Below are 25,886 nucleotides of genomic sequence, written 5' to 3' on the forward strand. Positions count from 1 at the left end.
AACCTACATCGTGTGCCAGCTATCTGCAAAAGTGCCGCTTGGAGGAAGGTAAAGTATATAGATTTGAACTACTTCCACCCTTGTAGCCACTTTTGGTTATCTTTTAAATCTCGCCAACTAATTGGATATTGATTTTTTGACATAACAGCCTCGGTAATACACTCAATTACATTGCCATCTTCATCAAATTCTACCTCAACAATAATGAAGTGTTTTTCTTTATTTATAGAAGGTGTTGCGGTCCATTTACTATTCAATAATTTTTTAGGGTTTAATTTATTCATTTAATATAGCGACTCTTACTCGTAACTTTTATAAGGCAACTATACGACCCCAACACCTACTTAGTTCAGGTTACTGAGCAACTAGCTTGCCCTTATACATTTGCATTTGGCAATGAAAGTCATACTCACCGGCTTCAAGCGCGGGTAGTTTAACTGTATTGCCATCACCCATTGCCAGAGTTTTACTTATATCAAGCTGTGGAAATACCACTGTTTCGGCGCACGGCGCGCTGTCTTTTCTATCAAAGGTAAGTACAACCTCTTTGTTGGCTGCCACTTTAATGTGTCCTGGCTTATAAACACCGTTATCAACGACTATCGTTACTTTGTTGTCATCACTTTGTGTTTGCTCTGGTTTGTATAGCCAAAACCAATAAATAATTGCGGCTATTAACAGTGCACCACCTATATTAATCATCAACATAATGTACTCCTTAGCTTAAATTACGATTTATTTGGTTTGAAAAAACGTAAGCGATTAGCGTTACTTACCACTGTAAGCGATGAAAGTGCCATAGCTGCACCTGCAACAACAGGGTTAAGTAGTATTCCAAAAAATGGATACAACACGCCGGCTGCAATCGGAATACCCGCCACGTTATAAATAAAGGCACCAAATAGGTTCTGTTTAATATTTGAAATAGTTGCACTACTCACTGCAATTGCATCAGCAAGGCCATGTAACGAACCACGCATTAAGGTAATGTCTGCACTTTCTATTGCAACATCGGTACCTGTGCCAATTGCAAACCCTACATCGGCTTGCGCAAGTGCGGGGGCATCGTTAATACCGTCACCTGTCATACCCACTATTTCACCGTTTGCTTGACGTTTTGTTACTTCGTTTACTTTATCATCGGGCATTACTTCTGCAATAAAGTCATCAATACCAACTTGCTTAGCAACGGCTTGTGCAGTGGCTTTGTTGTCACCTGTTAGCATAACTAGGTGGATACCTTTATCTTGCAGGCGTTTAATAGCTTCAACTGAATCCTCTTTTATAGGATCTGCTACCGCAATAATAGCTTGGAGCTTATTATTACTTGCAAAATACATGGGCGTTTTAGCATCACCGGCAAGTGTTTGAGCTTGCTCGGTTGCATCATCAACGGCTACATCGTATTTATCCATTAGCGCTTTATTACCAAACAACAATGTTTGCCCGTCAACACTGCCAGTCACACCTTTACCTGTAATTGCGTTAAAGTCGGCTACTTTACTTAAAGCTAAGCCCTGCTTTTTAGCGTGTGCCGTAATTGCTTCTGCCAGTGGATGCTCTGAGCTACTTTCAAGGCTTGCAACACGTTGCATTACTGTATTTTCATCACTGTTGTTAAACGTAACTACATCGGTAACTTGCGGTGTGCCTTGAGTAATAGTGCCTGTTTTATCTAAAATCATGGTGGTGATTTTAGATGTTGTTTGCAGCGACTCACCATTTCGAATTAATATTCCTGACTCTGCAGCTTTACCAATACCCACCATAACCGACATAGGGGTTGCGAGTCCTAGCGCACAAGGACACGCAATAATAAGTACAGTGGTTATTGCAACAACGGCATAAGCAATTGATGGCTCAGGTCCAAAGTTTAACCATGCAAGGCCAGCAAGTACTGCAATAATCATGACTGTTGGTACAAATATTCCTGATATAACATCAGCTAAGCGCCCTATTGATGGCTTAGAGTTTTGTGCACGCTTTACCATATTGATAATATTGGCAAGTGTGGTTTCGCTACCAATGTGCGTGGCTTTAAATAATAAAGTGCCACTTTTATTAATACTTCCGGCAACGACTTTGTCGCCCGTTTTTTTGCTTACAGCCATTGGCTCACCAGTAAGCATTGACTCATCAACCGTACTGCTGCCTTCAATAACATCGCCATCCACAGGGATTTTTTCACCCGGGCGTACGCGTACTTCATCATTTTTTACAACATCACTAATGTCGATGTCTTGCTCTTGGTCATCGCGAATTACGCGTGCAGTTTTTGGTTGCAGGCCAATTAAGCGTTTAATTGCTTGTGAGGTGCGCCCACGTGCTTTTACTTCAAAAGCGAGCCCTAAACTAATTAAACCGATGATCATCGATGATGCTTCAAAATATACGTGTCTTGCAACTTCCGGTAATAAGTTTGGTGCTATTACCACAAACATTGAATACAACCACGCAGTACCTGTACCAAGCGCTATTAATGTATCCATATTGGCAGCATGGTTTTTGAATGCCTGCCATGCACCGTTGTAAAATTGTTTACCTGATATAGCCATAACCACAAGCGTGACTATACCCACTAAAAACCATGCTATTCGTTGTGTGTCGGTGGTCACACTCATGTCAAAAATAAGCCCGTATATCATTAACGGCGTACCGACCCCTAACGCTAATATCATATTACGCATTAGCTTTTTATAATGTGCCTCATCCGACTTTGCTTTTTCATCAAGTGCATCTTGATCAGACTCGTTACTCATTGGCTTAGCTGAATAACCAATGTTTTCGACTGCTTTAATGAGCGTGCTTTCGCAAGCTTTACCTTCTACACGGACAGTACGCTCAGCAAAGTTCATTTCCACGTTTTGCGCGCCTTGCACGCTATTAAGGGCTTTTTCAATTTTAGCCACACAACTGCCGCAATTAGCGCCTTCAATAATAAAGTTTTGCGCGGTGTCTTTTGTATTAGTCGTCATTACGCTGCTCCTTATTTGCAGAATCATTTATTGGATCAACAAAAGATTCTATTAAACTACACACGTCACTGGCATTTGCACCATCGGCTGATGTATCCCATTGCTCCAGAGCTGCATGCATTCTGTTTCGTAATTTTAATGTTTCTTGAAATAGTGCTTCGGTTTCTTCTAGGCGTTTAGTAATGAGTTTACGCGTTAACGGACAAGGACAATTCCCCTGCTCTGACTCGCCTATAATGTGTTGAATATCTTTGAGTGAAAAACCAAGTTGACGAGAGCTAATAATAAACTTTAAACGCTGCTGGTCTTGCTTTGTATACTCTTGATAGCCATTTTCTTCACTGCGTATTGGGTTAAGCAACCCAACACGTGTGTAATGACGAACAGTATCGGCAGTCACGCCCATTAACTTGGCGAGTTGTTTAACATACATAATTTAGCTCCGTCGTGTTTCAGTAGCTTCATAATAAACCTAGGTGCAACACATAGGTCAATGACTATTTTAAAACTAATAAAATAATACCAATTCGCTTAATTAAGTAACCTATTTAAGACAAGAAAATCGTGTTGATAACAAGGCAAAGGTTTCGTTATTTAGTTGTTATCACTAATTGCCTCTGCATCCATGCAGTCGTATATCAAAATGTTTAACGCAGTTAACGCCGAATTTAATCCCTCAAATTGATTAAGTATTGTTGCTCATTAGTATAGTGACACAAACATAATTAACTTAAGCTGATATCGGGCGTGTATTATCTGTAGGGGATGTAATTCAGGAGAGAAGCGCCTAAGTAAGGCGCGTATTAATCTAAGGGCGTGTTGATCATTGGTGGTTTAATTTACAGCAGACTGTTTGGTCTTTAGGCAAGGCAGAGCCTATGTAGTGTGGTTATTCCCCATAAATAGGCGATAACGCAGCATAAATACCAAACATGCGCTCCCTAGTTTGATTCGCTACGGCTTTGCTCTAATTCGTCGCTTAGTTGCTGCGCTAAAGTTTGTATTTTAGGCATAGCATCTTTCATTAAGCTTTGTGACATTTGCATAGACTCTTGCATTACAACAGGCATTTTTTCAAGTATTTTTTGCCCTGTATCTGTTTTATAAAACGCTAGCATATCGGCAATTTCTTGCTCACTAAAATGTTTGTCGTACACGCTAATCATCATCGGCTGCATTTTGGCCCAGCTCATTTCGGTTTTTAATACCGTCGTCATGTCGCTGTAGTATTTATCAAAAATTGCCTGTTCAGAAGGCTTAACGCCCATTTGGTCTGACATGCCTTTCATCATACCTTCAACCTGGCCGTACATAGAGTCAACCATTGAATCTAAATTCATTACACTAATAAGTTCATCTATTTTTTGCTGCTTAGTATTTTGTTCAGCATACAAACTACTAGAAAAAATCAGTAATGATAAAAGTAGTACCTTACCCATAATAATATCCTTTCATATAAATAATCGTTTTATAGTTACATTATTAATTAGTCTTGTAAAGGGTACAAGCAGTCACTAAAAAGGCCGAATAAAATGAATTTATTCGGCCTTTTATAAATATATTTTTATGTTAATCGTCTTCTACATTATCTAGGCCTTTAGTGCCTTCTTTGGCTTTTAGCTTATGATGAATAGCTGACTTTATTAGCATGTAACCACTAATCGGTGCCGTAATTAGTAAAAATATAGTAATGAGTATTTCTTTAACACTTAGGCCATGTCCTGAATTTGCAAAATAAACCATAGCTGCAATTAGCATACTTGCCATGCCCAACGTTGTTGCTTTAGTTGGCCCATGCAAACGCATAAAAAAGTCAGGTAGTTTAACTAAGCCTATTGAGCCAATTAAAATAAACGTACCACCAAATAACAATAATATTGATACAACCCATTCGCTGATCATGTTTTCACCTTATTCAATTATATCGCCACGTAGTAAATACTTACACACTGCAACTGTACTTATGAAACCTAGCATGGCAATAAGCAGTGCAGCTTCAAAATAAAGCCCTGTATCCATACTAATGCTATATAAAATAATCAGTGCAATGACGTTAATGTACATTGTATCGAGCGCTAAAACACGATCAGGCACTGATGGACCAATGATCAATCGCCATAAATTAAGCAATAATGATAAGCCAATCATCGAAAAAACAATGAGTAATACGGTGTCTAACATTGAAATATCTCCTTTAGTGGAGCTTCGTAGCGTTGTTTTATTTGTTTGATAAGTGCTTCTTCATCTTTAAGGTCAAGCACATGTATTAATAAGTAGCGTTGTGTTGGCTCTTCACCCTCAGGTAACGATTCAGCAATTGGGTAAACCTCTGCACTCACTGTACCGGGTGTAAGCGATACACTACTGGCCAATATGGTAATTGGCATATCATGAGTTAAATCTATCGGTACTTTTATAAATGCCGGACGCAAATTTTTAGATGGCCCAAGTATAAGTAAAGCCACTTGTAAATTTGCTACGACAATATCGTACAGCACAATAAGCAACTGCTTAAGAGCCAAGCCCGGCTTTAAAATTAGTGGCTGAGGCTCGCGAAGCGAAAAACTTAATATCGGGATAAGTATTGCAAAAATAGTCGCTAATACTAAGTGCCCTACCGACACGCTATTATTTAACAATAGCCAAACCATAAACAAAAATAAGCTACGAAATGGCGTTGGTAACCAACGAAAACGGGCTTGTAATCTCATCACATGCCTCCTTTAAGTACAGCATTAATACCGCCGCTTATATCATGTAACTGAGTAGCAGCACCTAGCATGTATTCACTTATTGGTCCGCCAAAAATAACGAGCAATGGCGAACACGCAAGTAAACCTATAATTACAATTACCTGCAACGGGTGTGCATTTGCACAATCTGCGTTTTCGCTATTTTTACTTTTATGCTCCCAAAACAAGGTCGTGCCAGCACGCGAAAGCGCTACCAACAACGCGAAGCTTGTTACTAAATATACAGGCCAAAATAGTAAAGCTTGCTCACTATTTAATGTGGCTTTAAGTATCCAAATTTTACCTACAAAGCCTGATAGTGGCGGCATACCAACTACAGTTAAAGCCGCAACAATAAAGCACACACCTAATAAAAATGGTTGTTTAACAGAGCGACCCGCTACGAGCCTATCACCAACTTTACCGCGCTGCGTAGAAACAAGGTCTGCTAGTAAAAACAGTGCGGCACTAACAACTGTTGAATGCACTAAATAATATAAAAGTGCAGCAGTGGCATTTACATTTTGCAATGCAATTAGCGCAACCAACGTACCTACCGATACTAATACTAAGTTAGAGGTGAGTTTACGTAAGTCTTGCGCTGCCATAACGCCAATGGCACCCACTATAATGGTGGCAATTGCTAAGCCCCAAAGCCAAGGCTGCGCCATATGTTCAAGCGCTCCTGCTTGTTCGCCAAATATCACCGTGTAAACACGAAGCATGGCGTAAACGCCTACTTTGGTCATAATCGCAAACAATGCTGCAACTACAGGTTTAGCGCTTGAATACGTATTTGGAAGCCATAAATGCAGAGGTAATAGTGCGGCCTTTAAAGCAAATACAATTAATAGTAATAAACCACCTGCTTTTGCTAGGTATACATCATCGCCCGAAAGCTGTGATACTTTTTGCGCCATATCTGCAATATTAAGCGTACCAAGTACACCGTACAAAATACCCAAACCGATTAAAAATACGCTTGAGCCAACTAAATTTAATATTACATATTGCAGTGCCGCACGAGTGTTTTGTTTATCACCTGCGTGCATTAACAGTGCATATGATGCAATCAGTAACACTTCAAAAAAAACAAATAGGTTAAATAAATCGCCAGTTAAAAACGCGCCATTTACACCCAATATTAAAAAGTGGACAAGTGGATGATAAAAGCTGCCCTTTTCATCATCGCCAGCACTACCATATAAAATAGCGCCCAAACCTAAAAGTGAAGTTAACGTAACCAATAAGGTAGATAACATGTCAGCGACTAAGACTATCCCAAATGGTGCAGACCAACTACCAATAGCGTAAACATTAATACCTGTATTATTAATATGTACAAGTAAAAGCACACTAATGGCAAAAGTAGCTATTGCCATTACAATTGAAACTAAGCGGCGAATTTTGACGCTTTTACCACATGGCGGCAGCAATAAAATAACTGCCGTCAGCATAGGTAATAAAATAGGTAGCGAAGCTAAATGTTGGATCATTTTTGCTCCTTATTATCTGCAGAGGTGTTAGGCACATAACCATCAACATGGTCACTACCTAAATCGGCGCGCCCACGTATTGCCAAAATAACCACAAATGCGGTCATCGCAAAACCAATCACTATTGCAGTTAGTACTAATGCTTGAGGTAGAGGATCGGCGTATTCTGTGCCAGTACCAAGTACTACCGCTTTATTAATAGTAAGGCGACCTGCTGAAAACAAAAATAAATTAACAGCGTATGAAATCATAGTAAGCCCAAGTACTACAGGGAATGTACGAGCTCTCAGCAGTAAAAACACACCGCAACTGACCAATACTCCAACGCAAGATGCGTACAATAATTCCATTAAATATTTACCTCTTTTTTCTGGGTATCTGCTGTCATATTACCTAAGCTTGCTAAAATCATTAACGTAGCGCCTACAACAGTTAAGTAAACACCTAGGTCAAATGCAATCGCGCTGGCAAGCTCTGTTTTACCGACAAACGGAATATCAAAGTAGTCAAACCAAGTTGTTAAAAATGGCTTATCGAAGAACCAACTACCCACACCTGTAAACAAAGAAATACCAATGCCTGAGGCTATAATTTTGCGATAATTAACATCAAAGCGTTCGTTTATCCATGCTGTACCATGCGCCATGTATTGCAAAATAAACGCGATTGACGTTACTAACCCAGCAATAAAGCCACCACCAGGTAAGTTATGCCCACGTAAGAAAATATATGCAGAAACTAATAACGCAAGCGGTAATAAACTTTGTGAAATACTCGCGAGTAATATTGGATGGCGCTCTCGTGCCCATGGGCGCCCTTCGCTGTCGCTCGCTGGCATAAATAATGGGATTCGAGAAAGTACTTTAAATATACCTAATGCGGCAATGCCTAATACGGTAATTTCACCAAGCGTATCAAAGCCCCTAAAGTCGACTAAAATAACGTTAACTACGTTAGTACCACCGCCACCTATTTTAGCGTTAGCAATAAAGAAGTCTGAGATTGAATCTAGCGGGCGTGTAAGTAATGCGTAACAAATACTCGCTATCACTACACCTAACGTAGAGGCTATTGCTAAGTCTCGAAGTACGCGTAATGAACTTGATTCTTTTGGCGTATGCTGCGGCAAGAAAAACAATGCCAGCATAAGTAAAATAATAGTAACAACCTCAACAGTTAGCTGCGTAAGCGCTAAATCTGGAGCAGAAAAGCGTGTAAATACAACCGACACCATTAATCCCACAATTGAGAGCATTAATAGCGATACCATTCGAGAGCGATGCCAAATAACGGTGGCAAGAGCACCAATAATCAATAAGCCTGCACCAATTGCATTGTGCACATCAACAGGGGTAAGTGGCATGCTACCGGCAAGTTGTTGCATTTCAAATAATGGCCAACCCGCACACAGCAATACTACCGCTAGCATAATTACAAGGTAGCGCTGTAGTGATCCATTTTCTGTACTGCTTACCTTCGACTGACACCAAGCAATAACGCTTAATATCACACGTTCAAACGTTTTTTTAGCGTTTAGAGGTGGTAACGATGCTTGAAATTGAAATAGATATTTACGATTAATATAAATAAATAAGCCGCCAGCAATCGCCATCGCACTCATTAGTAGAGGCAAGTTAAACCCGTGCCAGATAGCTAATTCGTACACTGGCATTTCTTTTCCAAGTACAGCTAAAGACGCCGCAGATAAAATGCCATCAATTGTAAAGTGCGGGAACATACCCACTAACAAACAAATCACAACGAGTATTTCTATTGGTACACGCATATAGCGCGGTGGCTCATGTGGCGTACGAGGTAAATCAATTGGTTCACCATTAAAAAACACGTCATGAATAAAGCGTGCTGAGTACGCAACAGCTAGTGCACCTGCAACAGTTGCCAGTACTGGAATTAACCACGACATAGAACCAAGCACTTGCTGGTGTAGCGTTTCTGCAAAAAACATTTCTTTAGACAAGAAGCCATTTAGTAAAGGAACTCCTGCCATTGCAGCCGCCGCGACCATCGCAAGCGTTGCAGTGTATGGTAAGTATCGCCACATACCATTTAATTTACGCATATCGCGCGTGCCCGTTTCGTGATCAATAATACCAACGGCCATAAATAACGACGCTTTAAACGTTGCATGGTTAATTATGTGAAAAATAGCAGCAACAGTCGCAAGCTCAGTATCAAGTCCGAGTAATAGCGTTATTAAACCCAAATGGCTTATTGTTGAATAGGCTAACAAGCCTTTTAAGTCGTGTTTGAATAATGCTATATAAGCACCAAACAACAACGTAGCTAAACCCGTTAACCCAACGAGCAAGAACCACGTATCGGTGCCAGCTAAAGCAGGATGAAAACGTGCTAACAAAAATATACCGGCTTTTACCATCGTCGCAGAATGTAAATACGCGCTTACTGGCGTAGGCGCTGCCATTGCATGAGGAAGCCAAAAGTGAAATGGAAATTGTGCCGATTTAGTAAACGCACCCAGTAGCACCAATACCAATGCTACTTCGTATAAATCATGAGATTGAATTATTGCTTTACTCGCTAGAATAACATCTAGGTCGTAACTACCAACAATATCACCTAATAGCATCAATCCAGCAAGTAACGCTAAGCCGCCCGCGCCTGTTACAGCAAGCGCCATACGTGCGCCTTTTCGCGCTTCTGATTTATGCCACCAAAAACTAATTAATAAAAATGAGCTGATGCTCGTTAATTCCCAAAACAACCACAGTTGAATGACGTTGTTAGACATAACAATACCAAGCATTGCAGTCATAAATAGCATTAAGTAACTATATAACTTAGCCATTGAGTCATTAGCGCTTAGGTAGTAACGCGTGTAGAGGATAACGAGCAAGCCTATGCCTAAAATCATAAACATAAACAATAAACTGAGGCCGTCTAACCGCAGAGATAAATCGAGTCCTATTGACGGGATCCAAGCTAAAGAATAACGAATGGTTTCGCCCGCTAAAACGGCAGGTGCATGGTATAGAGTAATCCCCAAAGCCGTCAAAGGCGCAAGAGCCGTTAAACTAGTGCTTAAATTGCGAGATAACTTACCTGTGCATGCAGAAATAACACTGCCAATTAAGGATAACAAGGGTATCCAGAGCAAAGTCATAATGTAGGGCCTTTTATTATCATAAGTTTATCAGGGCATCTCTTTTTAATACTAAGTGATGCTTTTACTGCCTGTTTTTAAACGACATTAATGACTATAGTTATACTGAAAAACACTGATTTTGTCTATAAAAAGCGGTTCTATATGGGTATTTTTTAAACAAGAACTAACAATTTATTAAGCCTAAAAAAACAATTAATTAATACTGATAATTGTTAATTTAATATGGCCTTATTTGCAAATGTAAGCGCGCCAGGGTGATGATGAAAGTTACCATTGGTCATATCTAAATGTTTCAACCAAAGTTGTCTATACTGCGCTGAGAGCCCTAACTGCTGATATTGCATAATAGACCAATTTTCACTAGGTTTATAAGCAATACCCCCTACCTGGCAACTCTTTGCTTTATGCCAACCTGTTGGCGGCGACTCACCATGAGAAATAAATAAATTAGGTGCAACAAAACCCGTTTTTGCACACAACCATGCTTGCTTAGTTTTAGGCAAAGCGTATTCATCTTCAAAACCGTTAAAATGCATCAGCTCATGCAAAAATATACTGTATTTTGCTTTTGAGTTTATTAGCATTGTTCCCTTCGTGACATTAGCCGTTCCATCTTTAGGCATCATCACTATAAAATCAAAATTGTTAGGAAGCTGGCTATTAAGTTTAGATAATTGCCAGTCACACTTTGCTATTTGACTAGTACTACTTTTGCACTCAAGCATACCTGCAACGTAAACTGGTTTTGAAAAGCAAAAAATATTTTCACGGGGCTCTGGTTGTTTATTATAAGCATTAATAAACTCTGTAAGTTTATATAAGCCACTACGATGATCGCTCATAGTCAGCACGTTAAACATACATTGCTTATTAGGCTTACTTATATTTTTTAAAGATGAAAAACCAAGATCGTGGATAAACGCGGTAGATATTTTACTCTGTGGTGTTTTTAACTGAAGTTTTAGATGATTTAGCACATCCCCTGCTGGTAATTTGTTTTTACTAGCGAGTAACTCTAAATCGCTCCAACGTGATTGCTCAAGTAACTTTGTTGCTAATATTTTACGCTCTGGGATTGTTAAGTCATTTATAGCTGAGAGCCAAAATTGTTTTGCAGTATCACTCTGACTGCTTTTAATAAGTTTAAGAGAATACATATATTGTGCTGAGGAAATTTTACTGCGAGCAAGTATAGCTAAAGAGGTCTTTGGTAACTGCTCTAGGTGATCAGAAAAATAAGCTGGTGAATTCCAATAACTTTGTAGAACATTGGCTTTTGTATTTAAAACATGCCAAAAGCCAATAGCGCCAAGGTGATTACTCGAGCCTGTAATTAACAAACAACATAGTAATACACCTATTAATTTAAAACGCTTAACTTGCGTCAACACCTTCCATCAACTCAAGTTCTAAACGCGCATATTTATATTCAATAAACTCGTGCACGTTAGTCGCAAGCGCAAGCCTAAAATAATCGGATGCTAAATAAAGCTCACCCGCTGCTTGATGCATTTTAGCTAGGTAAAAATAAGCTTCACATAAACGCTGCGCATATTCTTGCTCAGTTCTAACACCATCACTAATGCCTGATAAAAATGCATGTTCACTCATATCGCCCGTATAAAGAGAAATTAACTGATACGCCCATTGCGAATCATCAAGCGCAGTCGCATTTTGTTTAAGTGCATCAAGTGCGGTTACTTTATCCTCGTGTGCCTGGGCTAAATAAACCCATAAAACACGGTACGGATCGTTAGGAGAACGGGCTAAAAACTCGTTAAAGTCATTTTTAGCAAGGCCAGCTCTATCGCCGTAATACAGTGCAATTCCTCGATTTAAATAGGCGTATTCATGCTCTTCATCAAGTTCTAGAGCTGAATCGAAAAACTCATAGGCTTTTTCATACTGCTGCATAAGCGTATGTTGAATACCTAAAAAATTATACACTTCAGCTAAATCAGGCTTAAGTTTTACTGCGCGGTTAAAATCAATACGCGAAAGAGTGGTCATACCTAGACTATCAAAAAGTACACCACGGTCGTAATAAAGCTTAGCTTGTTGCTCTTCGCTTAAGTCAGCCCTATTCAATAACTCTGAGTAGCGTGCAATAGCAATTTCACTTCTAAAGTCAGAGGCTAAAGGTGCAGTAAATGGCACATTAACAATCGGGGTTGGTTCTGATTCTGTTGTAGTTTGGCAAGCGCTTAAAGACAAAATAGCAAAAGATGCCAAAGCTAAATGTTTGAGTATCATTAAAATCCTTAATACCAAGATATATCGCGATTAATATAAGACAGACCTTGTCCAATAAGGTTTCATTAAAGCATAAAAAAAGGGGCTAAACAGCCCCTTTTTTTATCATCTAGCTAATATAACTAGATTAATAAGTTAACAATTACGCGTCAGTTGGCGCGTCAGCTGCAGGTGCTGCTGATTCCATTGCTTCTTTAATACTTAGACGTACACGGCCTTGGCGATCTACTTCTAGTACTTTAACTTTAACTTCTTGACCTTCAGAAAGGTGATCAGCCACGTTATTAACGCGCTCAGTACTAATTTGAGAAATATGTACTAGACCATCTTTACCAGGAAGAATGTTTACAAACGCACCGAAATCAACAATACGTACAACTTTACCTTCGTAGATAGTACCTACTTCAAGTTCAGCTGTTAATTGCTCAATACGGCTAATTGCATTAGCTGCACTTTCGCCATCAGTAGCGGCAATTTTAATTGTACCGTCGTCACCGATTTCAATCGTTGTACCAGTTTCTTCAGTAAGCTGACGAATAGTTGCGCCACCTTTACCGATAACTTCAGCGATTTTCTTCTGTGGGATTTTCATTGTGTATATGCGAGGAGCAAACATTGATAGCTCTTCAGAAGGAGCAGAAATTGCTTCGTCCATCACTTCTAAGATATGTAAACGTGCAGCTTTTGCTTGTTTAAGCGCAATTTGCATGATTTCTTGAGTGATACCTTCGATTTTGATATCCATTTGAAGTGCAGTGATACCTGCAGCTGTACCAGCAACTTTAAAGTCCATGTCACCTAAGTGATCTTCATCACCTAAGATGTCAGAAAGAACAACGAATTTATCGTCTTCTTTAACTAGACCCATCGCAATACCGGCAACAGACGCTTTAATTGGTACACCGGCATTCATAAGTGCAAGTGAAGTACCACATACAGAAGCCATTGAAGATGAACCGTTTGATTCAGTGATTTCAGATACTACACGGATTGAATATGGGAATTCAGTCAATGTTGGCATTACAGCAGCAATACCACGCTTAGCAAGGTTACCATGGCCGATTTCACGACGCTTAGGAGAACCAACAAAACCAGTTTCACCTACACAGAATGGAGGGAAGTTGTAGTTAAGCATAAAGTGGTTTTTATGAGTACCAGTTAAATCGTCGATTAACTGTGAATCACGTTCTGTACCAAGTGTAGCTGTTACTAACGCTTGAGTTTCGCCACGAGTAAAGATAGCAGAACCGTGAGTACGCGGTAATACGCCAGTCATTACATCTAGTGCACGAATCATATCTGGTTCACGACCATCGATACGTTTTTCGCCAGAAGCGATACGGCCACGAACGATTTTCTTCTCAAGTGAACCGAAGATTTTACCAATTTCTTGCTTATCTAAAGACTCGCCTTCAGCAAGTTCAGCTGTTAACACTGCAACAACTTCATCTTTAGCTACGCCAAGTGCTTCTTTACGCGCTACTTTATCAGTGATTAAGTAAGCTGCGCCTACTTTATCAGCAGCAATTGCTGCAACTTTATCTTCTAGTGCAACGTTTTTAGCTGGTGCAGTCCAATCCCAAGTAGGCTTGCCTGCTTCTGCTTTAAATTCTTCGATTGCAGTGATGATCGCTTGAGATTGCTCATGACCATATACAACAGCGCCAAGCATTACGTCTTCTGCAAGTACGTTAGCTTCTGATTCAACCATAAGTACCGCTTTATCAGTACCGGCTACCACTAAATCAAGTTGGCTTTCTTCAAGCTCTTTTAATGTAGGGTTAAGTACGTATTCGCCGTTGATGTAACCAACGCGAGATGCACCAATTGGACCACTGAACGGGATACCAGAGATAGCAAGTGCTGCTGAAGTACCAATCATCGCAACCATATCAGGTTGGATTTCAGGGTTAACAGAAACAACAGTAGCAATAACTTGTACTTCGTTTACAAAACCGCTTGGGAAAAGTGGACGAATTGGACGGTCAATAAGACGTGCAATAAGTGTTTCGCCATCGTTAGGACGACCTTCACGCTTTAAGAAACCACCTGGGATACGACCAGCAGCATACATACGCTCTTGGTAGTTAACTGTTAGTGGGAAAAAGTCTTGGCCAGGTTGTGCTTCACGCTTACCAACAACAGTTACTAAAACTGAAGTGTCGCCAATGCTTGCAAGTACAGCGCCGTCTGCTTGACGAGCGATTGCACCAGTTTCTAGAGTCACTGTATGTTGACCTAGTTTGAATTCTTTAATAATTGCTTGCACTTAAAATATTCCTTAAATGTATTCTAATAAGTTGTCATCAAAGTACCAATTACAGTACATAATTGTATTCAGTTGGAAATCAATTAAGTACTACAATTGGCAATGATGTGAATAAGCGTAGATAAACCTTTTTACCTACGCGCATAGTATATACCAAAGCTGCTTCAAAATGCGAGTCTAGGGTGTGTTGTTCTTTGTGGATTGAAATTTGTTCAATCTAGGGTCGATTTAATCACGGCGCGAGGTTTGTAACCTAGTGGGCTAAGTAAAAATCGAGCAACAAAGAGTTAATCGCCCCTAGGATGAACCCGCAGGGCAGCCCATGTTTGGCATTTATGCTGCGTTATCGCCTATTTATGGGGAATAACCACACTACATAGGCGCTGCCTTGCCTAAAGACCAAACATACAGCTACAAAATTAATCACGAAAGGTCAACACACACTAGCTACTAGATTTAAACTGGGCTAATTAGCGGGTAAATACAACAGCTATTGGTAGGCTATGAAATGGGGGGTTTATATTATAATTCAATAGGTTTAAGAATTTTCTTAATTTGGAAACACAAATTTCAGGCACAAAAAAAGGAGCTAAAAAGCTCCTTTTTCTATAATCTAGTTCTTAGCGACGTAGGCCAAGTTCTTTGATTAACGCAGTATAACTAGTGATGTCTTTACCTTTAAGGTAATCAAGTAGTTTACGGCGAGTGCTTACTTTACGAAGCAGACCACGACGTGAGTGGAAGTCATGCTTGTGATCAGCAAAGTGACCTTGAAGCTTGTTGATGTCAAAAGTAAGTAATGCTACTTGTACTTCTGATGAACCTGTATCGCCTTCTGCACGTGCAAATTTAGCAATGATATCGATTTTTTCTTGATTGCTTAGTGACATAGTAACTCCAAAAATTAAATTTAAAAGGTGTCTTAGCCGATCACTAATTCAGCCAAAACGATTAAGCGGGCGTATTCTACCAACTGTAGGAATAACTACAAGCTAATTATCCCCAACTACAACTAATAAGCCACCGTTAGGCACATTAGTTGCTTATTCAGGCTTTACATAATCGTCTTGCTGACTAGCAAGACCACGTTTAACCTTTAAATGACCGTTTGAGTTGCGCTCACCAGTACCAATAAATATATTATCCGCAACAACTTTAATTGCACCATCAGGTAAAGCGATTGATAATTCTACAGCTTGCCCGTGACTAAAAATCCCCCCTTGTTCTTTTGTAATTTCAACAACGGGTAAATCAGTTAAAGCAGTATCAATTGGTAGCAATAGCGAGTCTAAATAAGTTGAAGGCGCAAGCTCTTCTTCTTTCGCTTTAGCAAGCAACGCTTCAATCTCATCTAGCGAGACCATTTTATCTGCCGGATACTGACCAACAGCGGTTCTGTGGAGCATAATAACGTGTGCGCCACAGCCTAGATTTTCGCCTAAATCATCAACGATAGTACGAATGTAGGTCCCTTTAGATACATGGGCCGTCATTTGTAATACATTGCTTTGCTCATCAAATTCGTCAAACGATAAGCTAAACACGTTTATTTTTCTGCATTTACGAGGAACTTCAATACCTTCGCGCGCGTACTTATATAACGGTCTACCTTGGTACTTAAGAGCTGAGTACATTGACGGATATTGTTCAGACTCACCAACAAAAGCAGCTATTTCTTTTGTTAGCTGTTCACGTGTAACGTTCACATCTTTAGTGCTAACAATTTCGCCATCAGAATCTGATGTTGTTGTACGCTCACCCAGTTGTGCACGAACGATATAGGTTTTATCTGTATCGAGTAAAAACTGCGTAAACTTAGTCGCTTCACCAAAACAAATTGGCAGCATACCTGTGGCAAGTGGATCTAAAGCACCTGTGTGCCCAGCTTTTTGCGCAAAATAAACACTTTTTGCTTGCTGTAATGCTTTATTTGATGAAATGCCTTCAGGTTTGTTTAACAACAAAATACCGTCAACTGCACGGCCTTTACTGCGCTTTGCCATCTGTATCAGTGCCTTCTTCGCTATCTGTATCGTCTACGTGATCAGTACCTTCTTCGCTATCTGAAACATCAGCAGCATCAACACTTTCTACGTCTTCATCTACATGCTTTGCGTTATCTTCGCGGATAATAGAATCCACTAAATTAGAAATACGCATACCTTCCATTAATGAGTTATCAACTACAAACTTTAACTCAGGCATTATACGTGCACGGATACGCTTACCAAGTAACGAGCGAATATAGCCCGTTGCTTCATTAAGTACTTTTGCGCTTTGCTTTGCTGCGTCTTCATCTTGTGTGTTAAACACAGTAATGAAAATTTTGGCATAAGATAAATCGCGCGATACTTCTACCGCTGACACTGTCACCATACCTAAGCGTGGATCTTTAATTTCGCGTTGTAAAATTACAGCAATCTCTTTTTGGATTTGCTGTGCAACACGATCAGTGCGAGAAAATTCTCTCATTATACTTGTCCTAAAATAATAACTTATTGAAATTAAATAATAAGTTAACTAAATAATGGATATGCAAATGGGGGCTAAGCCCCCATTTAAAATCTTAGCGTAGGGTGTGTAGAACGTCCGGCGTTAACCTGAGCGTTCAATACTCCCTAGTAACAATTATAGAGTACGTTGTACTTCAACTGTTTCGAATACTTCGATTTGGTCACCAACACGTACGTCATTGTAGTTCTTAACGCCGATACCACATTCCATGCCGTTACGAACATCAGCAACATCGTCTTTAAAGCGACGAAGTGACTCAAGTTCACCTTCATAGATAACAACGTTTTCACGTAGTACACGGATTGGAGCGCTACGTTTAATAACACCTTCAGTAACCATACAACCAGCGATTGCGCCAATTTTTGGAGACTTGAATACGTCACGAACTTGAGCAAGACCAATGATTTCTTGTTTAAACTCTGGCGCTAGCATACCTGACATTGCTTGTTTAACTTCGTCAATCAAGCTGTAGATTACGCTGTAGTAACGTAGGTCTAAGTTTTCAGTCTCGATAACTTTACGAGCTGAAGCATCAGCACGAACGTTAAAGCCAACTACAATTGCGTTAGACGCTGCAGCTAGTGTTGCATCAGTTTCGGTAATACCACCAACACCTGAACCAACAATCTTCACTTTCACTTCATCAGTAGAAAGTTTAGTTAGTGAATCAGAGATTGCTTCGATAGAACCTTGAACGTCTGCTTTAAGTACCACGTTAACTTCAGAAACATCGCCTTCAGTCATGTTAGTAAACATGTTTTCAAGCTTAGCTTTTTGCTGACGTGCTAGTTTAACATCGCGGAACTTACCTTGACGGTATAAAGCAACTTCACGCGCTTTACGCTCATCTTTAACTACAGTCGCTTCGTCGCCTGCAGCTGGAATACCAGAAAGACCTAAAATCTCAACTGGAATAGATGGACCAGCTGACTTAATGTCTTTACCGTTTTCATCGCGCATTGCACGAACACGGCCATACTCAAGACCACATAATACAATGTCACCTTGGTTAAGCGTACCAGATTGAACAAGTACTGATGCTACTGGACCACGGCCTTTATCAAGACGAGATTCAATAACAACACCAGCCGCCATACCTTCAGTAGGTGCAGAAAGCTCTAAAAGTTCAGATTGGTTCAATACTGCTTCAAGAAGGTCGTCAATACCTAAGCCAGTTTTAGCTGAGATATGAACGTACTGCGTATCGCCGCCCCATTCTTCTGGAATAACGTCTAGTACAGCAAGTTCGTTTTTAACACGATCTGGATCTGCGCCTTCTTTATCCATTTTGTTTACTGCGATGATTAAAGGAACGCCAGCTGCACGAGCATGCTGTACCGCTTCTTTAGTTTGTGGCATAACGCCATCATCTGCTGCAACTACTAGGATTACGATATCAGTCGCTTTAGCACCACGAGCACGCATTGAAGTAAATGCAGCATGTCCTGGTGTATCTAAGAAGGTGATCATGTGACCGTTTACATCAACATGGTATGCACCAATATGCTGTGTAATACCACCGGCTTCGCCAGAAGCAACCTTCGCAGAACGAATGTAATCAAGAGTTGATGTTTTACCATGGTCAACGTGACCCATTACAGTTACTACTGGAGCACGTGGCTCTGACTTACCATCTTCGTGGCGGTCATTAAGTACTGTTTGCTCTAATTCGTTTTCTTTAACAATGATAACCTTGTGACCCATTTCTTCTGCAACTAATTGTGCAGCTTCTTGGTCAATCACTTGGTTAATAGTAACCATGTCACCCATTTTCATCATTGTTTTAACAACTTCAGCGCCTTTAACGGCCATGCGTGATGCAAGCTCAGCTACTGTAATTGTTTCGCTAATACGCACTTCATTTTTAACATCAACAGTTGGTTTTTGGAAACCATGTTGTAATGATGCAGGTGCTTTTAACTTAGACTTGTTACGGCCTCTTGACGCTGCAAATTTATCTTTTGCTGGCGCTTTTTTCTTTTTCTTAGCACGGCGTGTACCTTGCTCATCACGAGCATCGGCAACATCTTCTGCTTCACGTGCATAAGTAGAAGTCGTAAGATGGTGATCCGCTGTTTCTTCGCGTTTCTTACGTTCTTCTTCTTCTTTCTTCCAGCGTGCCGAGTTTTCTTCAGCTAGCTTTCTTGCTTCTTCTGCTTGACGTTTCGCTTCTTCTTCAGCTTTCTTCAATGCGGCCTCTTCTGCTTCTTTTTGCAGACGCTCAGCTTCTATGCGATCTTTCTCAGACTTAGCACTTTGCTCTGGGGTCATCTGCTTTTGTTTCGCTTTACGCTCTGCATCAGCTTTGCGTTTAGCTTCTTCTTTGGCTTTACGGTCGGCTTCTTCTTTCGCTTTGCGTTCTGCCTCTTGTTTCGCTTTTAATTCTGCGGCTTCTTGGTCAGCTTTTTGCTGCTCTTCAAGACGCACTTTTTCTTCAGCAGCTAAGCGAGCTTGCTCTTGTTCTTGTTCCATTGCGCTTTTCTTCACGTAAGTACGTGTTTTGCGAACTTCAACTTGAACATCTTTTGCTTTACCAGTAGAGCCCGTAACACTTAAAGTGCTTTTGCTCTTACGTTGTAAAGTCATACGCGCTGGGCCATCTGAACCTGTACCGCCATGATGCTTGCTTAAATGATCAAGTAACGTTGCTTTTTCAGCTTCTGTTACGTTATCAGTTGCTTGCTTAGTGATACCTGCTTGTGAAAACTGCTGTAGCAATTTATCAACAGTCGTACCTATATCGCCGGCTAGTTTTTCAACATTTACTTCTGCCATAGTGTGTAATACCTCCGTTAATAAATTACTCGTCTGCAAACCAACAAATGTTTCGTGCAGCCATAATCAGTTCACCCGCTTTTTCAGATGAAAGTTCTGTGATATCAACTAATTCGTCAATACCTTGCTCTGCCAAGTCTTCAAGTGTAACAACACCCTTGCTTGCCATAACAAATGCTAAGTGACGCTCTAAACCTTCAAGCGCAAGTAAGTCTTCAGCTGGCTCTGCGCCATCTAAGCTTTCTTCCGTTTTAAGTGCTTTAGTTGTCAATGCATCTTTTGCGCGTGAGCGCAGTAAATCTACAGTCTCTTCATCAAGACCATCAATTTCTAAAAATTCAGACGCTGGTACATACGCCACTTCTTCAAGTGTCGAGAAACCTTCGTTGATAAGTAATGATGCAAACTCATCATCAATTTCTAAATTTTCAGTGAATAAGTTAAGTAACTTATCAGATTCAGCTTCATTTTTAGTACGCATGTCTTCAACAGTCATTACGTTTAGTTCCCAGCCAGTTAACTGACTTGCTAAACGAACGTTTTGACCATTACGACCAATTGCTTGCGCTAGGTTATCTGCTTCTACAGCGATATCCATTGAGTGAGTGTCTTCATCCATTACGATTGAAGCAACTTCTGCTGGCGCCATTGCATTGATAACAAATTGTGCCGGGTTGTCATCGTAAAGTACGATATCAACACGCTCACCGCCAAGTTCTGACGATACAGCCTGAACTCGTGCGCCACGCATACCAACACATGCACCAATTGGGTCAATGCGTTTGTCGTTAGATTTAACAGCAATTTTAGCGCGTGAACCTGGATCACGTGCTGCTGCACGTAATTCAATCATCTCTTCGCCAATTTCTGGCACCTCAATGCGGAATAATTCCATTAGCATTTCAGGTTTAGAGCGCGTTACAAATAATTGTGCACCGCGTGCTTCAGGCTTAACTTCATATAAAAGACCACGGATACGGTCACCCGGGCGGAAGTTTTCACGTGGTAACATGTCATCACGGTAAATTACCGCTTCTGCGTTGTTACCTAAATCAAGTACGATTGCATCGCGAGTTGCTTTTTTAACAACACCCGTTACCAGCTCGCCTTCTTGATCTTTGTATGCTTCAACAACTAAAGCGCGCTCAGCTTCACGTACTTTTTGTACGATAACTTGCTTAGCCATTTGTGTTGTAATACGGTCAAATTTGATTGAGTCGATTTGCTCTTCAACATAATCACCCATTTGCAAATCAGGTTCTTCAACCTGTGCTGCTTCTAGAGTGATTTCGCTGTATGGGTTCTCTAAAGAACCATCTTCTAATACAGCGGCAATCTGCCAACGACGGAACGTATCGTAATCACCGGTTTTACGGTCAATTGCTACGCGTACTTCAATTTCGCCATCGTGTTTTTTCTTTGTAGCTGTCGCTAAAGCGAACTCTAGAGCTTCAAAAATCTTTTCTTTTGGAACCGCTTTCTCATTGGAAACGGCTTCAGCAACCAATAATATCTCTTTTGCCATGGGTAATGCCTCGCTTGCCCTATTCCTTCGCACTCGAATTTAAAACTTCGCGATTAAATTCGCACGTTCGATGTTACTAAGCATGATCAGATGCTCTGCACCATCGCTAGATAGTGTGATCATATCGCTGCTAACTGCTACTAAGTCGCCTTTAAAATTACGACGACCATCCTGTGGAAGTTTAGTACGCACGCGTACTTCCTCTCCTTGCGCCTGCTCGTAGTGATCTTGTTTGAATAATAGACGATCAACACCAGGAGACGATACTTCCAAATCATATTCATTTGTAATTGGGTCTTCGACGTCTAAAATCGCACTAATTTGGCGACTTGCATCCGCACAGTTATCAACTGAGATCCCATCCTCATGAGCAATATATACTCTTAAGGTAGAATGGCGACCCGCTTGCACAAATTCAAGACCATGCAATTCAAAGCCTAACATTTCTACCGCAGGCGTTAACATGGTTACTAAATCTTGTTCAAGTTTTGTCACGAAAATCCTCCATACAAACAAAAAAAGGGCTTATAGCCCTAAAATACTGAGTTTAAGTTTTAATTTGATGACAATTGCCACAAATCGCAAGGTGCAGATACAACAACGCCCCGAACCAAGCGGGGCGTCACACCAATAAAGCATAAAACTGTGTGGCCTAGGGCCAAGCTTGGTTGCGAGTCAGTAAACTGACCTAATTAAACTACATAGTCTAAAACGCAAAACGCGCATTACTTAGAATGCGCGATATAAATTAGTAAGGTAATACCTACTAGTAGAATTGGTTGCGGGAGCCGGATTTGAACCGACGACCTTCGGGTTATGAGCCCGACGAGCTACCAGACTGCTCCATCCCGCGCCAATAGATATCAAACTTTAAATTTAATATCGCTGTTAGCTGTTTTACAACATGCTAAACAATGGCCGCTATTATAAGGATGTACGGGATGATTAGCAACTATAATACGCAATTAGTTTGTAAAATTTCCAATTCGTCAAGATGCTAATTTAATGTATATATAAGTAACATAAGTAATCAATCAATCAATTTTATAAAATGCTGTCTCTAAATTATTAAATATTACAGCTTATTATTTTTGAGTGAAAATCAAACAAACTAAATTTGAGCTACCTTAGTACCTTCTAGATGCTTACAATTTACTAGAAAATAAATTGATATAACTAAAACCCATACTTTAACACTAAAAAAACGTGCAGAATTTTATCTGCCCGCTATAATCAATTTTATGCCACTTAATAATAATAGTTATTACTCACTGCAGCGAGATAAAAATGAACCAACAACAATCAGCATTGTTAAATAACTTAACAATTATTAAGCCAAATTTTCATGCATTCACGGCTCGATTTCACAGTAAATTGGCTGAATCTAGCATTGAAATGAATTACCCAACAGCCTTACAATTTAACGAAAAGAGTTTTACCCTTTTTTGTGTGTTAGAACGAATTGTTAAACATTTAGATAAGCCAGCATCGGTAGCTCCTTTTTTAGCACATCATTTAATGTACCTAAAAAAAAGCAGTGTTTCGCAAAGTGACATTGCACTATTATCTGATGCGTTTTACGAAACCCTTAAAGAGCACCTTGGTAAACACTTTACTCCTGAGAGCCAGCTCGCTTGGAAAAAAGCCCTTAAATATTTTGAAAACTTTGCCAGCAATATTCTATTTAATGTATCTAATGTGGTTTCGTTACAACAAAAAATGCAGCAAAAGCAAAGTAATAAAATTTAAATATAAAATTTTAGGGGTGGCAATTTAACTTACTTAACCTCCCCATTAATTAAACTCATTTGCACACCATGATCCAACACGCCTTTATTGCCTTGATAATCGGTTAAGCCTTTTTGCTCTATTCACTCGTAGTTAAATAGTAAAACGATCCTTTAATTAAATACGTCCGTATAAAAAAATTTGGCTTTACTATGACCCATCACAAAACACTCAGACTAATACTAGGCGATCAGCTAAACCCATCTCATTCATGGTACAAGCAAAAAGACGACGACACGCTTTACCTCATCGCAGAACTAAAACAAGAAACTGACTACGTTAAACATCACATTCAAAAACTGTGTGCTTTTTTTAATGCTATGGAAAACTTTGCAACTGCATTAAACACGGCAGGTTTTAATGTTTTACATTTAACACTTGATGATACCGATGACGACAAGGACTTGATTGAATTACTCAAGCGAGTTGCCGATAAATACCAATGCGACTCTATTGAATATCAATACCCTGACGAGTTTAGGCTAAAATCTCAATTAGCTAAGTTTAAAAGTGATAGCTCATTAAATGTAATTGCTACAGATACTGAACACTTTTTATTACCGTTCACCGATATAAAAACACGCTTTACAAAAAACAAGCATGTAACAATGGAGCACTTTTATCGTGCTATGCGTAAGCAATTTAATATATTAATTGATGATGCAAAGCCAACTGGTGGCAAATGGAATTTTGATAGTAATAATCGTAATAAATTTTCCAAAAAAGACTTAGCCGACATCCCAGAGCCTAAGTTATTCAATACTGATGTTAGCAGCATTATTTCTCGTTTAAATAAACACAACGTCGCTTATTTGGGTGAAATAAATGAACATTCACTGGAGTGGCCAACAACGCGTAAACAAGCGATTGAATCTCTTGAATACTTTTGTGAGCACTTACTTAGTCGCTTTGGTCACTTTCAAGATGCGATGACAGATCAAAGTAAAAACAATACCAGCCTGTACCATAGCCGTTTATCGTTTGCCCTAAACGCAAAAATACTCCACCCGTTATATGTAATCAAACGTGTAATAAGCGAATACGAACAAAGACCCAATGAAATATCCCTCTCGCAAGTAGAGGGCTTTACCAGGCAAATATTAGGCTGGAGAGAGTATGTACGTGCCATTTATTGGATTAACATGCCCGACTACGCAGTTAAAAATCAATTACAAGCCAAAAATAAACTGCCATCTTATTTTTGGAACAGCTCTACAAAAATGAATTGTCTAAGCCACTCACTCAAGCAAAGCCTTGAAACCGCTTATGCTCATCATATTCAGCGCCTAATGGTTATTGGGAACTTTTGCATGCTTACAGGAATAAACCCTGATGACGTAGACAACTGGTACTTAGGCGTTTATATAGATGCCATAGAATGGGTAGAAATGCCCAACACCCGAGGCATGAGTCAGTTTGCCGATGATGGAATAATTGCAACAAAGCCTTATGCTGCAAGCGGTAACTACATTAATAAAATGAGCGATTACTGCAAAAGCTGTCAGTACGATGTTAAACAAAAAGTAGGAGATAAGGCCTGCCCGCTAAATAGCTTGTATTGGCATTTCATGAATAGACACAGAGACAGGCTAGAGAAGAACCCACGTATTGGTATGGTATATAAAAACTGGGATAAACAAGATGAAACACTTCAAGAACAAACGCTGCAACAAGCAACCTACTACCTTAATAATTTAGAAGCGCTTTAAGTAAAAAAACCGCCTCAAATGAGGCGGCTAAATAATCAGGGGAATATGTACTTTAGAAGACTATTTACCTTCTATTAGATTGCTATTACCAATTTCTATTTTACGTGGTTTAAGTGCTTCAGGAATTTCACGCTGTAACTCTATGCTTAATAAGCCGTTAGCTAAATCGGCACCAAGTACTTTTACATGGTCTCCAAGCTGAAACTTACGTTCAAAGTTACGCTCTGCTATACCTTGATGAATAAACTTACGTTCATTATTTTCATCTTTATTAGCTTTAATACCTGCAACTTTTAATGTGTTGTTTTCTGACTCAATGGTTAATTCACTATCACTAAAACCAGCAACGGCCATAGTGATTCTGTATTTGTCTTTATCGAGTGCTTCTATATTGTAAGGAGGAAAACTAGGCTGCTTGTCTGTATTAGCTGCCGCATCCATAAGTGATGCTAAATGTTCGAAGCCGATAAATGAACGATAAAGTGGTGATAAGTCTACTGTACGCATAATAATATCCTCATATTTAAGCGATATTTTGCATGTGCTTTTCTATTGAACAAGCTCAAGCAAAGTTTAATTAATAATATAAATTTCAATTGTTTAAGTTTAATTTAGGACCCATCAGGCGTCCTACTTAACTATATATGGACGGTAAAATTGTTTTCAAGTAAATTTATTAAAAATAAATAAAAAAGGCACTGAAGA

Annotated in this window: 23 protein-coding genes and 1 tRNA gene; 2 read left to right on the forward strand and 22 right to left on the reverse strand. The window is 39.7% G+C overall.

The window, feature by feature from the left end:
- Positions 1–68: 68 nt before the first annotated feature.
- From CXF64_RS13510 to CXF64_RS13610, 21 genes are all read right to left on the reverse strand, one after another.
- On the reverse strand, positions 69–284 hold the full coding sequence (locus CXF64_RS13510) for a TIGR02450 family Trp-rich protein (RefSeq protein WP_007585532.1): 216 nt from the start codon (positions 282–284) through the stop codon (positions 69–71).
- A 70-nt stretch (positions 285–354) separates the two neighbouring features.
- Complete coding sequence (locus CXF64_RS13515) at positions 355–708, reverse strand: cupredoxin domain-containing protein (RefSeq protein ID WP_007378488.1); 354 nt, start codon at positions 706–708, stop codon at positions 355–357.
- A gap of 20 nt (positions 709–728) precedes the next feature.
- Positions 729–2,975 (reverse strand): heavy metal translocating P-type ATPase, encoded by a 2,247-nt coding sequence (locus CXF64_RS13520; protein ID WP_101217267.1) that lies wholly within the window; start codon positions 2,973–2,975, stop codon positions 729–731.
- Positions 2,965–3,408, reverse strand: coding sequence for a MerR family transcriptional regulator (locus CXF64_RS13525; protein WP_101217268.1), 444 nt, complete (start codon positions 3,406–3,408; stop codon positions 2,965–2,967). Before CXF64_RS13525 ends, CXF64_RS13520 begins: the two co-directional genes overlap by 11 nt.
- Positions 3,409–3,916: 508 nt before the next feature.
- The gene (locus tag CXF64_RS13530) at positions 3,917–4,414 is read right to left on the reverse strand and encodes a DUF2059 domain-containing protein (RefSeq protein WP_010554687.1); all 498 of its coding nucleotides are present in this window, start codon (positions 4,412–4,414) and stop codon (positions 3,917–3,919) included.
- A 130-nt stretch (positions 4,415–4,544) separates the two neighbouring features.
- Positions 4,545–4,877, reverse strand: a complete 333-nt coding sequence (locus tag CXF64_RS13535; protein ID WP_007585525.1) for a Na+/H+ antiporter subunit G — start codon at positions 4,875–4,877, stop codon at positions 4,545–4,547.
- A 9-nt stretch (positions 4,878–4,886) separates the two neighbouring features.
- Complete coding sequence (locus CXF64_RS13540; RefSeq protein WP_007378493.1) at positions 4,887–5,156, reverse strand: K+/H+ antiporter subunit F; 270 nt, start codon at positions 5,154–5,156, stop codon at positions 4,887–4,889.
- On the reverse strand, positions 5,150–5,686 hold the full coding sequence (locus CXF64_RS13545; RefSeq protein WP_007585523.1) for a Na+/H+ antiporter subunit E: 537 nt from the start codon (positions 5,684–5,686) through the stop codon (positions 5,150–5,152). Before CXF64_RS13545 ends, CXF64_RS13540 begins: the two co-directional genes overlap by 7 nt.
- Complete coding sequence (locus CXF64_RS13550; protein ID WP_007585521.1) at positions 5,686–7,203, reverse strand: monovalent cation/H+ antiporter subunit D; 1,518 nt, start codon at positions 7,201–7,203, stop codon at positions 5,686–5,688. Before CXF64_RS13550 ends, CXF64_RS13545 begins: the two co-directional genes overlap by 1 nt.
- On the reverse strand, positions 7,200–7,553 hold the full coding sequence (locus tag CXF64_RS13555) for a Na+/H+ antiporter subunit C (RefSeq protein ID WP_010554685.1): 354 nt from the start codon (positions 7,551–7,553) through the stop codon (positions 7,200–7,202). The genes CXF64_RS13550 and CXF64_RS13555 overlap by 4 nt, the downstream gene beginning before the upstream one ends.
- Positions 7,553–10,345 (reverse strand): monovalent cation/H+ antiporter subunit A, encoded by a 2,793-nt coding sequence (locus CXF64_RS13560; RefSeq protein WP_033027043.1) that lies wholly within the window; start codon positions 10,343–10,345, stop codon positions 7,553–7,555. The genes CXF64_RS13555 and CXF64_RS13560 overlap by 1 nt, the downstream gene beginning before the upstream one ends.
- A 215-nt stretch (positions 10,346–10,560) precedes the next feature.
- A complete protein-coding gene (locus CXF64_RS13565; protein WP_024608884.1) occupies positions 10,561–11,736 on the reverse strand; it encodes a hypothetical protein in 1,176 nt (391 codons plus the stop codon).
- Complete coding sequence (nlpI, locus tag CXF64_RS13570) at positions 11,723–12,601, reverse strand: lipoprotein NlpI (protein ID WP_024608885.1); 879 nt, start codon at positions 12,599–12,601, stop codon at positions 11,723–11,725. The genes CXF64_RS13565 and nlpI overlap by 14 nt, the downstream gene beginning before the upstream one ends.
- Before the next feature lie 142 nt (positions 12,602–12,743).
- Entirely contained in the window at positions 12,744–14,870 is a 2,127-nt protein-coding gene (gene pnp / locus CXF64_RS13575) for a polyribonucleotide nucleotidyltransferase (RefSeq protein WP_007585511.1), read from the reverse strand.
- A gap of 620 nt (positions 14,871–15,490) precedes the next feature.
- Positions 15,491–15,760, reverse strand: coding sequence for a 30S ribosomal protein S15 (gene rpsO, locus CXF64_RS13580; protein WP_007585509.1), 270 nt, complete (start codon positions 15,758–15,760; stop codon positions 15,491–15,493).
- Between the two features lie 153 nt (positions 15,761–15,913).
- Positions 15,914–16,873 carry a tRNA pseudouridine(55) synthase TruB gene (truB, locus tag CXF64_RS13585; protein ID WP_007585508.1) on the reverse strand — a complete coding sequence of 320 codons (960 nt, stop codon included), beginning with the start codon at positions 16,871–16,873 and terminating at the stop codon, positions 15,914–15,916.
- Entirely contained in the window at positions 16,857–17,342 is a 486-nt protein-coding gene (gene rbfA, locus CXF64_RS13590; protein WP_007585506.1) for a 30S ribosome-binding factor RbfA, read from the reverse strand. The genes truB and rbfA overlap by 17 nt, the downstream gene beginning before the upstream one ends.
- 156 nt (positions 17,343–17,498) lie before the next feature.
- Positions 17,499–20,159 (reverse strand): translation initiation factor IF-2, encoded by a 2,661-nt coding sequence (gene infB / locus CXF64_RS13595; protein WP_007585504.1) that lies wholly within the window; start codon positions 20,157–20,159, stop codon positions 17,499–17,501.
- Positions 20,160–20,184: 25 nt separating this feature from the next.
- Positions 20,185–21,684 carry a transcription termination factor NusA gene (nusA, locus tag CXF64_RS13600; protein ID WP_007585502.1) on the reverse strand — a complete coding sequence of 500 codons (1,500 nt, stop codon included), beginning with the start codon at positions 21,682–21,684 and terminating at the stop codon, positions 20,185–20,187.
- A 39-nt stretch (positions 21,685–21,723) separates the two neighbouring features.
- On the reverse strand, positions 21,724–22,179 hold the full coding sequence (gene rimP / locus CXF64_RS13605; RefSeq protein ID WP_002958482.1) for a ribosome maturation factor RimP: 456 nt from the start codon (positions 22,177–22,179) through the stop codon (positions 21,724–21,726).
- Between the two features lie 281 nt (positions 22,180–22,460).
- Positions 22,461–22,537: transfer RNA gene (locus CXF64_RS13610), tRNA-Met, on the reverse strand.
- A gap of 434 nt (positions 22,538–22,971) precedes the next feature.
- On the opposite strand from CXF64_RS13610, the gene CXF64_RS13615 reads away from it, so the two are divergent.
- Together CXF64_RS13615 and CXF64_RS13620 are read left to right on the forward strand one after the other, a co-directional pair.
- A complete protein-coding gene (locus CXF64_RS13615) occupies positions 22,972–23,433 on the forward strand; it encodes a globin domain-containing protein (protein ID WP_007585499.1) in 462 nt (153 codons plus the stop codon).
- A gap of 191 nt (positions 23,434–23,624) precedes the next feature.
- Positions 23,625–25,181 carry a cryptochrome/photolyase family protein gene (locus CXF64_RS13620; protein ID WP_101217269.1) on the forward strand — a complete coding sequence of 519 codons (1,557 nt, stop codon included), beginning with the start codon at positions 23,625–23,627 and terminating at the stop codon, positions 25,179–25,181.
- A gap of 60 nt (positions 25,182–25,241) precedes the next feature.
- Here CXF64_RS13620 and CXF64_RS13625 read toward each other — a convergent pair whose 3' ends face one another.
- Positions 25,242–25,688 (reverse strand): Hsp20 family protein, encoded by a 447-nt coding sequence (locus CXF64_RS13625; RefSeq protein WP_007585496.1) that lies wholly within the window; start codon positions 25,686–25,688, stop codon positions 25,242–25,244.
- Positions 25,689–25,886 lie beyond the last annotated feature (198 nt).

The organism is Pseudoalteromonas sp. GutCa3 (assembly GCF_002836155.1).
Taxonomy (GTDB): Bacteria; Pseudomonadota; Gammaproteobacteria; order Enterobacterales; family Alteromonadaceae; genus Pseudoalteromonas; species Pseudoalteromonas arctica.

Bases quoted from the DNA above. Each gene is read 5' to 3' on its own strand.
- CXF64_RS13540 (WP_007378493.1), bottom strand. From the start codon at position 5,156: ATGTTAGACACCGTATTACTCATTGTTTTTTCGATGATTGGCTTATCA.
- infB (WP_007585504.1), bottom strand. From the start codon at position 20,159: ATGGCAGAAGTAAATGTTGAAAAACTAGCCGGCGATATAGGTACGACT.
- CXF64_RS13615 (WP_007585499.1), top strand. From the start codon at position 22,972: ATGAACCAACAACAATCAGCATTGTTAAATAACTTAACAATTATTAAG.
- CXF64_RS13510 (WP_007585532.1), bottom strand. From the start codon at position 284: ATGAATAAATTAAACCCTAAAAAATTATTGAATAGTAAATGGACCGCA.
- CXF64_RS13555 (WP_010554685.1), bottom strand. From the start codon at position 7,553: ATGGAATTATTGTACGCATCTTGCGTTGGAGTATTGGTCAGTTGCGGT.
- nlpI (WP_024608885.1), bottom strand. From the start codon at position 12,601: ATGATACTCAAACATTTAGCTTTGGCATCTTTTGCTATTTTGTCTTTA.
- truB (WP_007585508.1), bottom strand. From the start codon at position 16,873: ATGGCAAAGCGCAGTAAAGGCCGTGCAGTTGACGGTATTTTGTTGTTA.
- CXF64_RS13560 (WP_033027043.1), bottom strand. From the start codon at position 10,345: ATGACTTTGCTCTGGATACCCTTGTTATCCTTAATTGGCAGTGTTATT.
- CXF64_RS13625 (WP_007585496.1), bottom strand. From the start codon at position 25,688: ATGCGTACAGTAGACTTATCACCACTTTATCGTTCATTTATCGGCTTC.
- CXF64_RS13620 (WP_101217269.1), top strand. From the start codon at position 23,625: ATGACCCATCACAAAACACTCAGACTAATACTAGGCGATCAGCTAAAC.
- CXF64_RS13515 (WP_007378488.1), bottom strand. From the start codon at position 708: ATGTTGATGATTAATATAGGTGGTGCACTGTTAATAGCCGCAATTATT.
- CXF64_RS13545 (WP_007585523.1), bottom strand. From the start codon at position 5,686: ATGAGATTACAAGCCCGTTTTCGTTGGTTACCAACGCCATTTCGTAGC.
- nusA (WP_007585502.1), bottom strand. From the start codon at position 21,684: ATGGCAAAAGAGATATTATTGGTTGCTGAAGCCGTTTCCAATGAGAAA.
- rbfA (WP_007585506.1), bottom strand. From the start codon at position 17,342: ATGAGAGAATTTTCTCGCACTGATCGTGTTGCACAGCAAATCCAAAAA.
- CXF64_RS13550 (WP_007585521.1), bottom strand. From the start codon at position 7,203: ATGATCCAACATTTAGCTTCGCTACCTATTTTATTACCTATGCTGACG.
- rpsO (WP_007585509.1), bottom strand. From the start codon at position 15,760: ATGTCACTAAGCAATCAAGAAAAAATCGATATCATTGCTAAATTTGCA.
- CXF64_RS13535 (WP_007585525.1), bottom strand. From the start codon at position 4,877: ATGATCAGCGAATGGGTTGTATCAATATTATTGTTATTTGGTGGTACG.
- CXF64_RS13525 (WP_101217268.1), bottom strand. From the start codon at position 3,408: ATGTATGTTAAACAACTCGCCAAGTTAATGGGCGTGACTGCCGATACT.
- CXF64_RS13530 (WP_010554687.1), bottom strand. From the start codon at position 4,414: ATGGGTAAGGTACTACTTTTATCATTACTGATTTTTTCTAGTAGTTTG.
- CXF64_RS13520 (WP_101217267.1), bottom strand. From the start codon at position 2,975: ATGACGACTAATACAAAAGACACCGCGCAAAACTTTATTATTGAAGGC.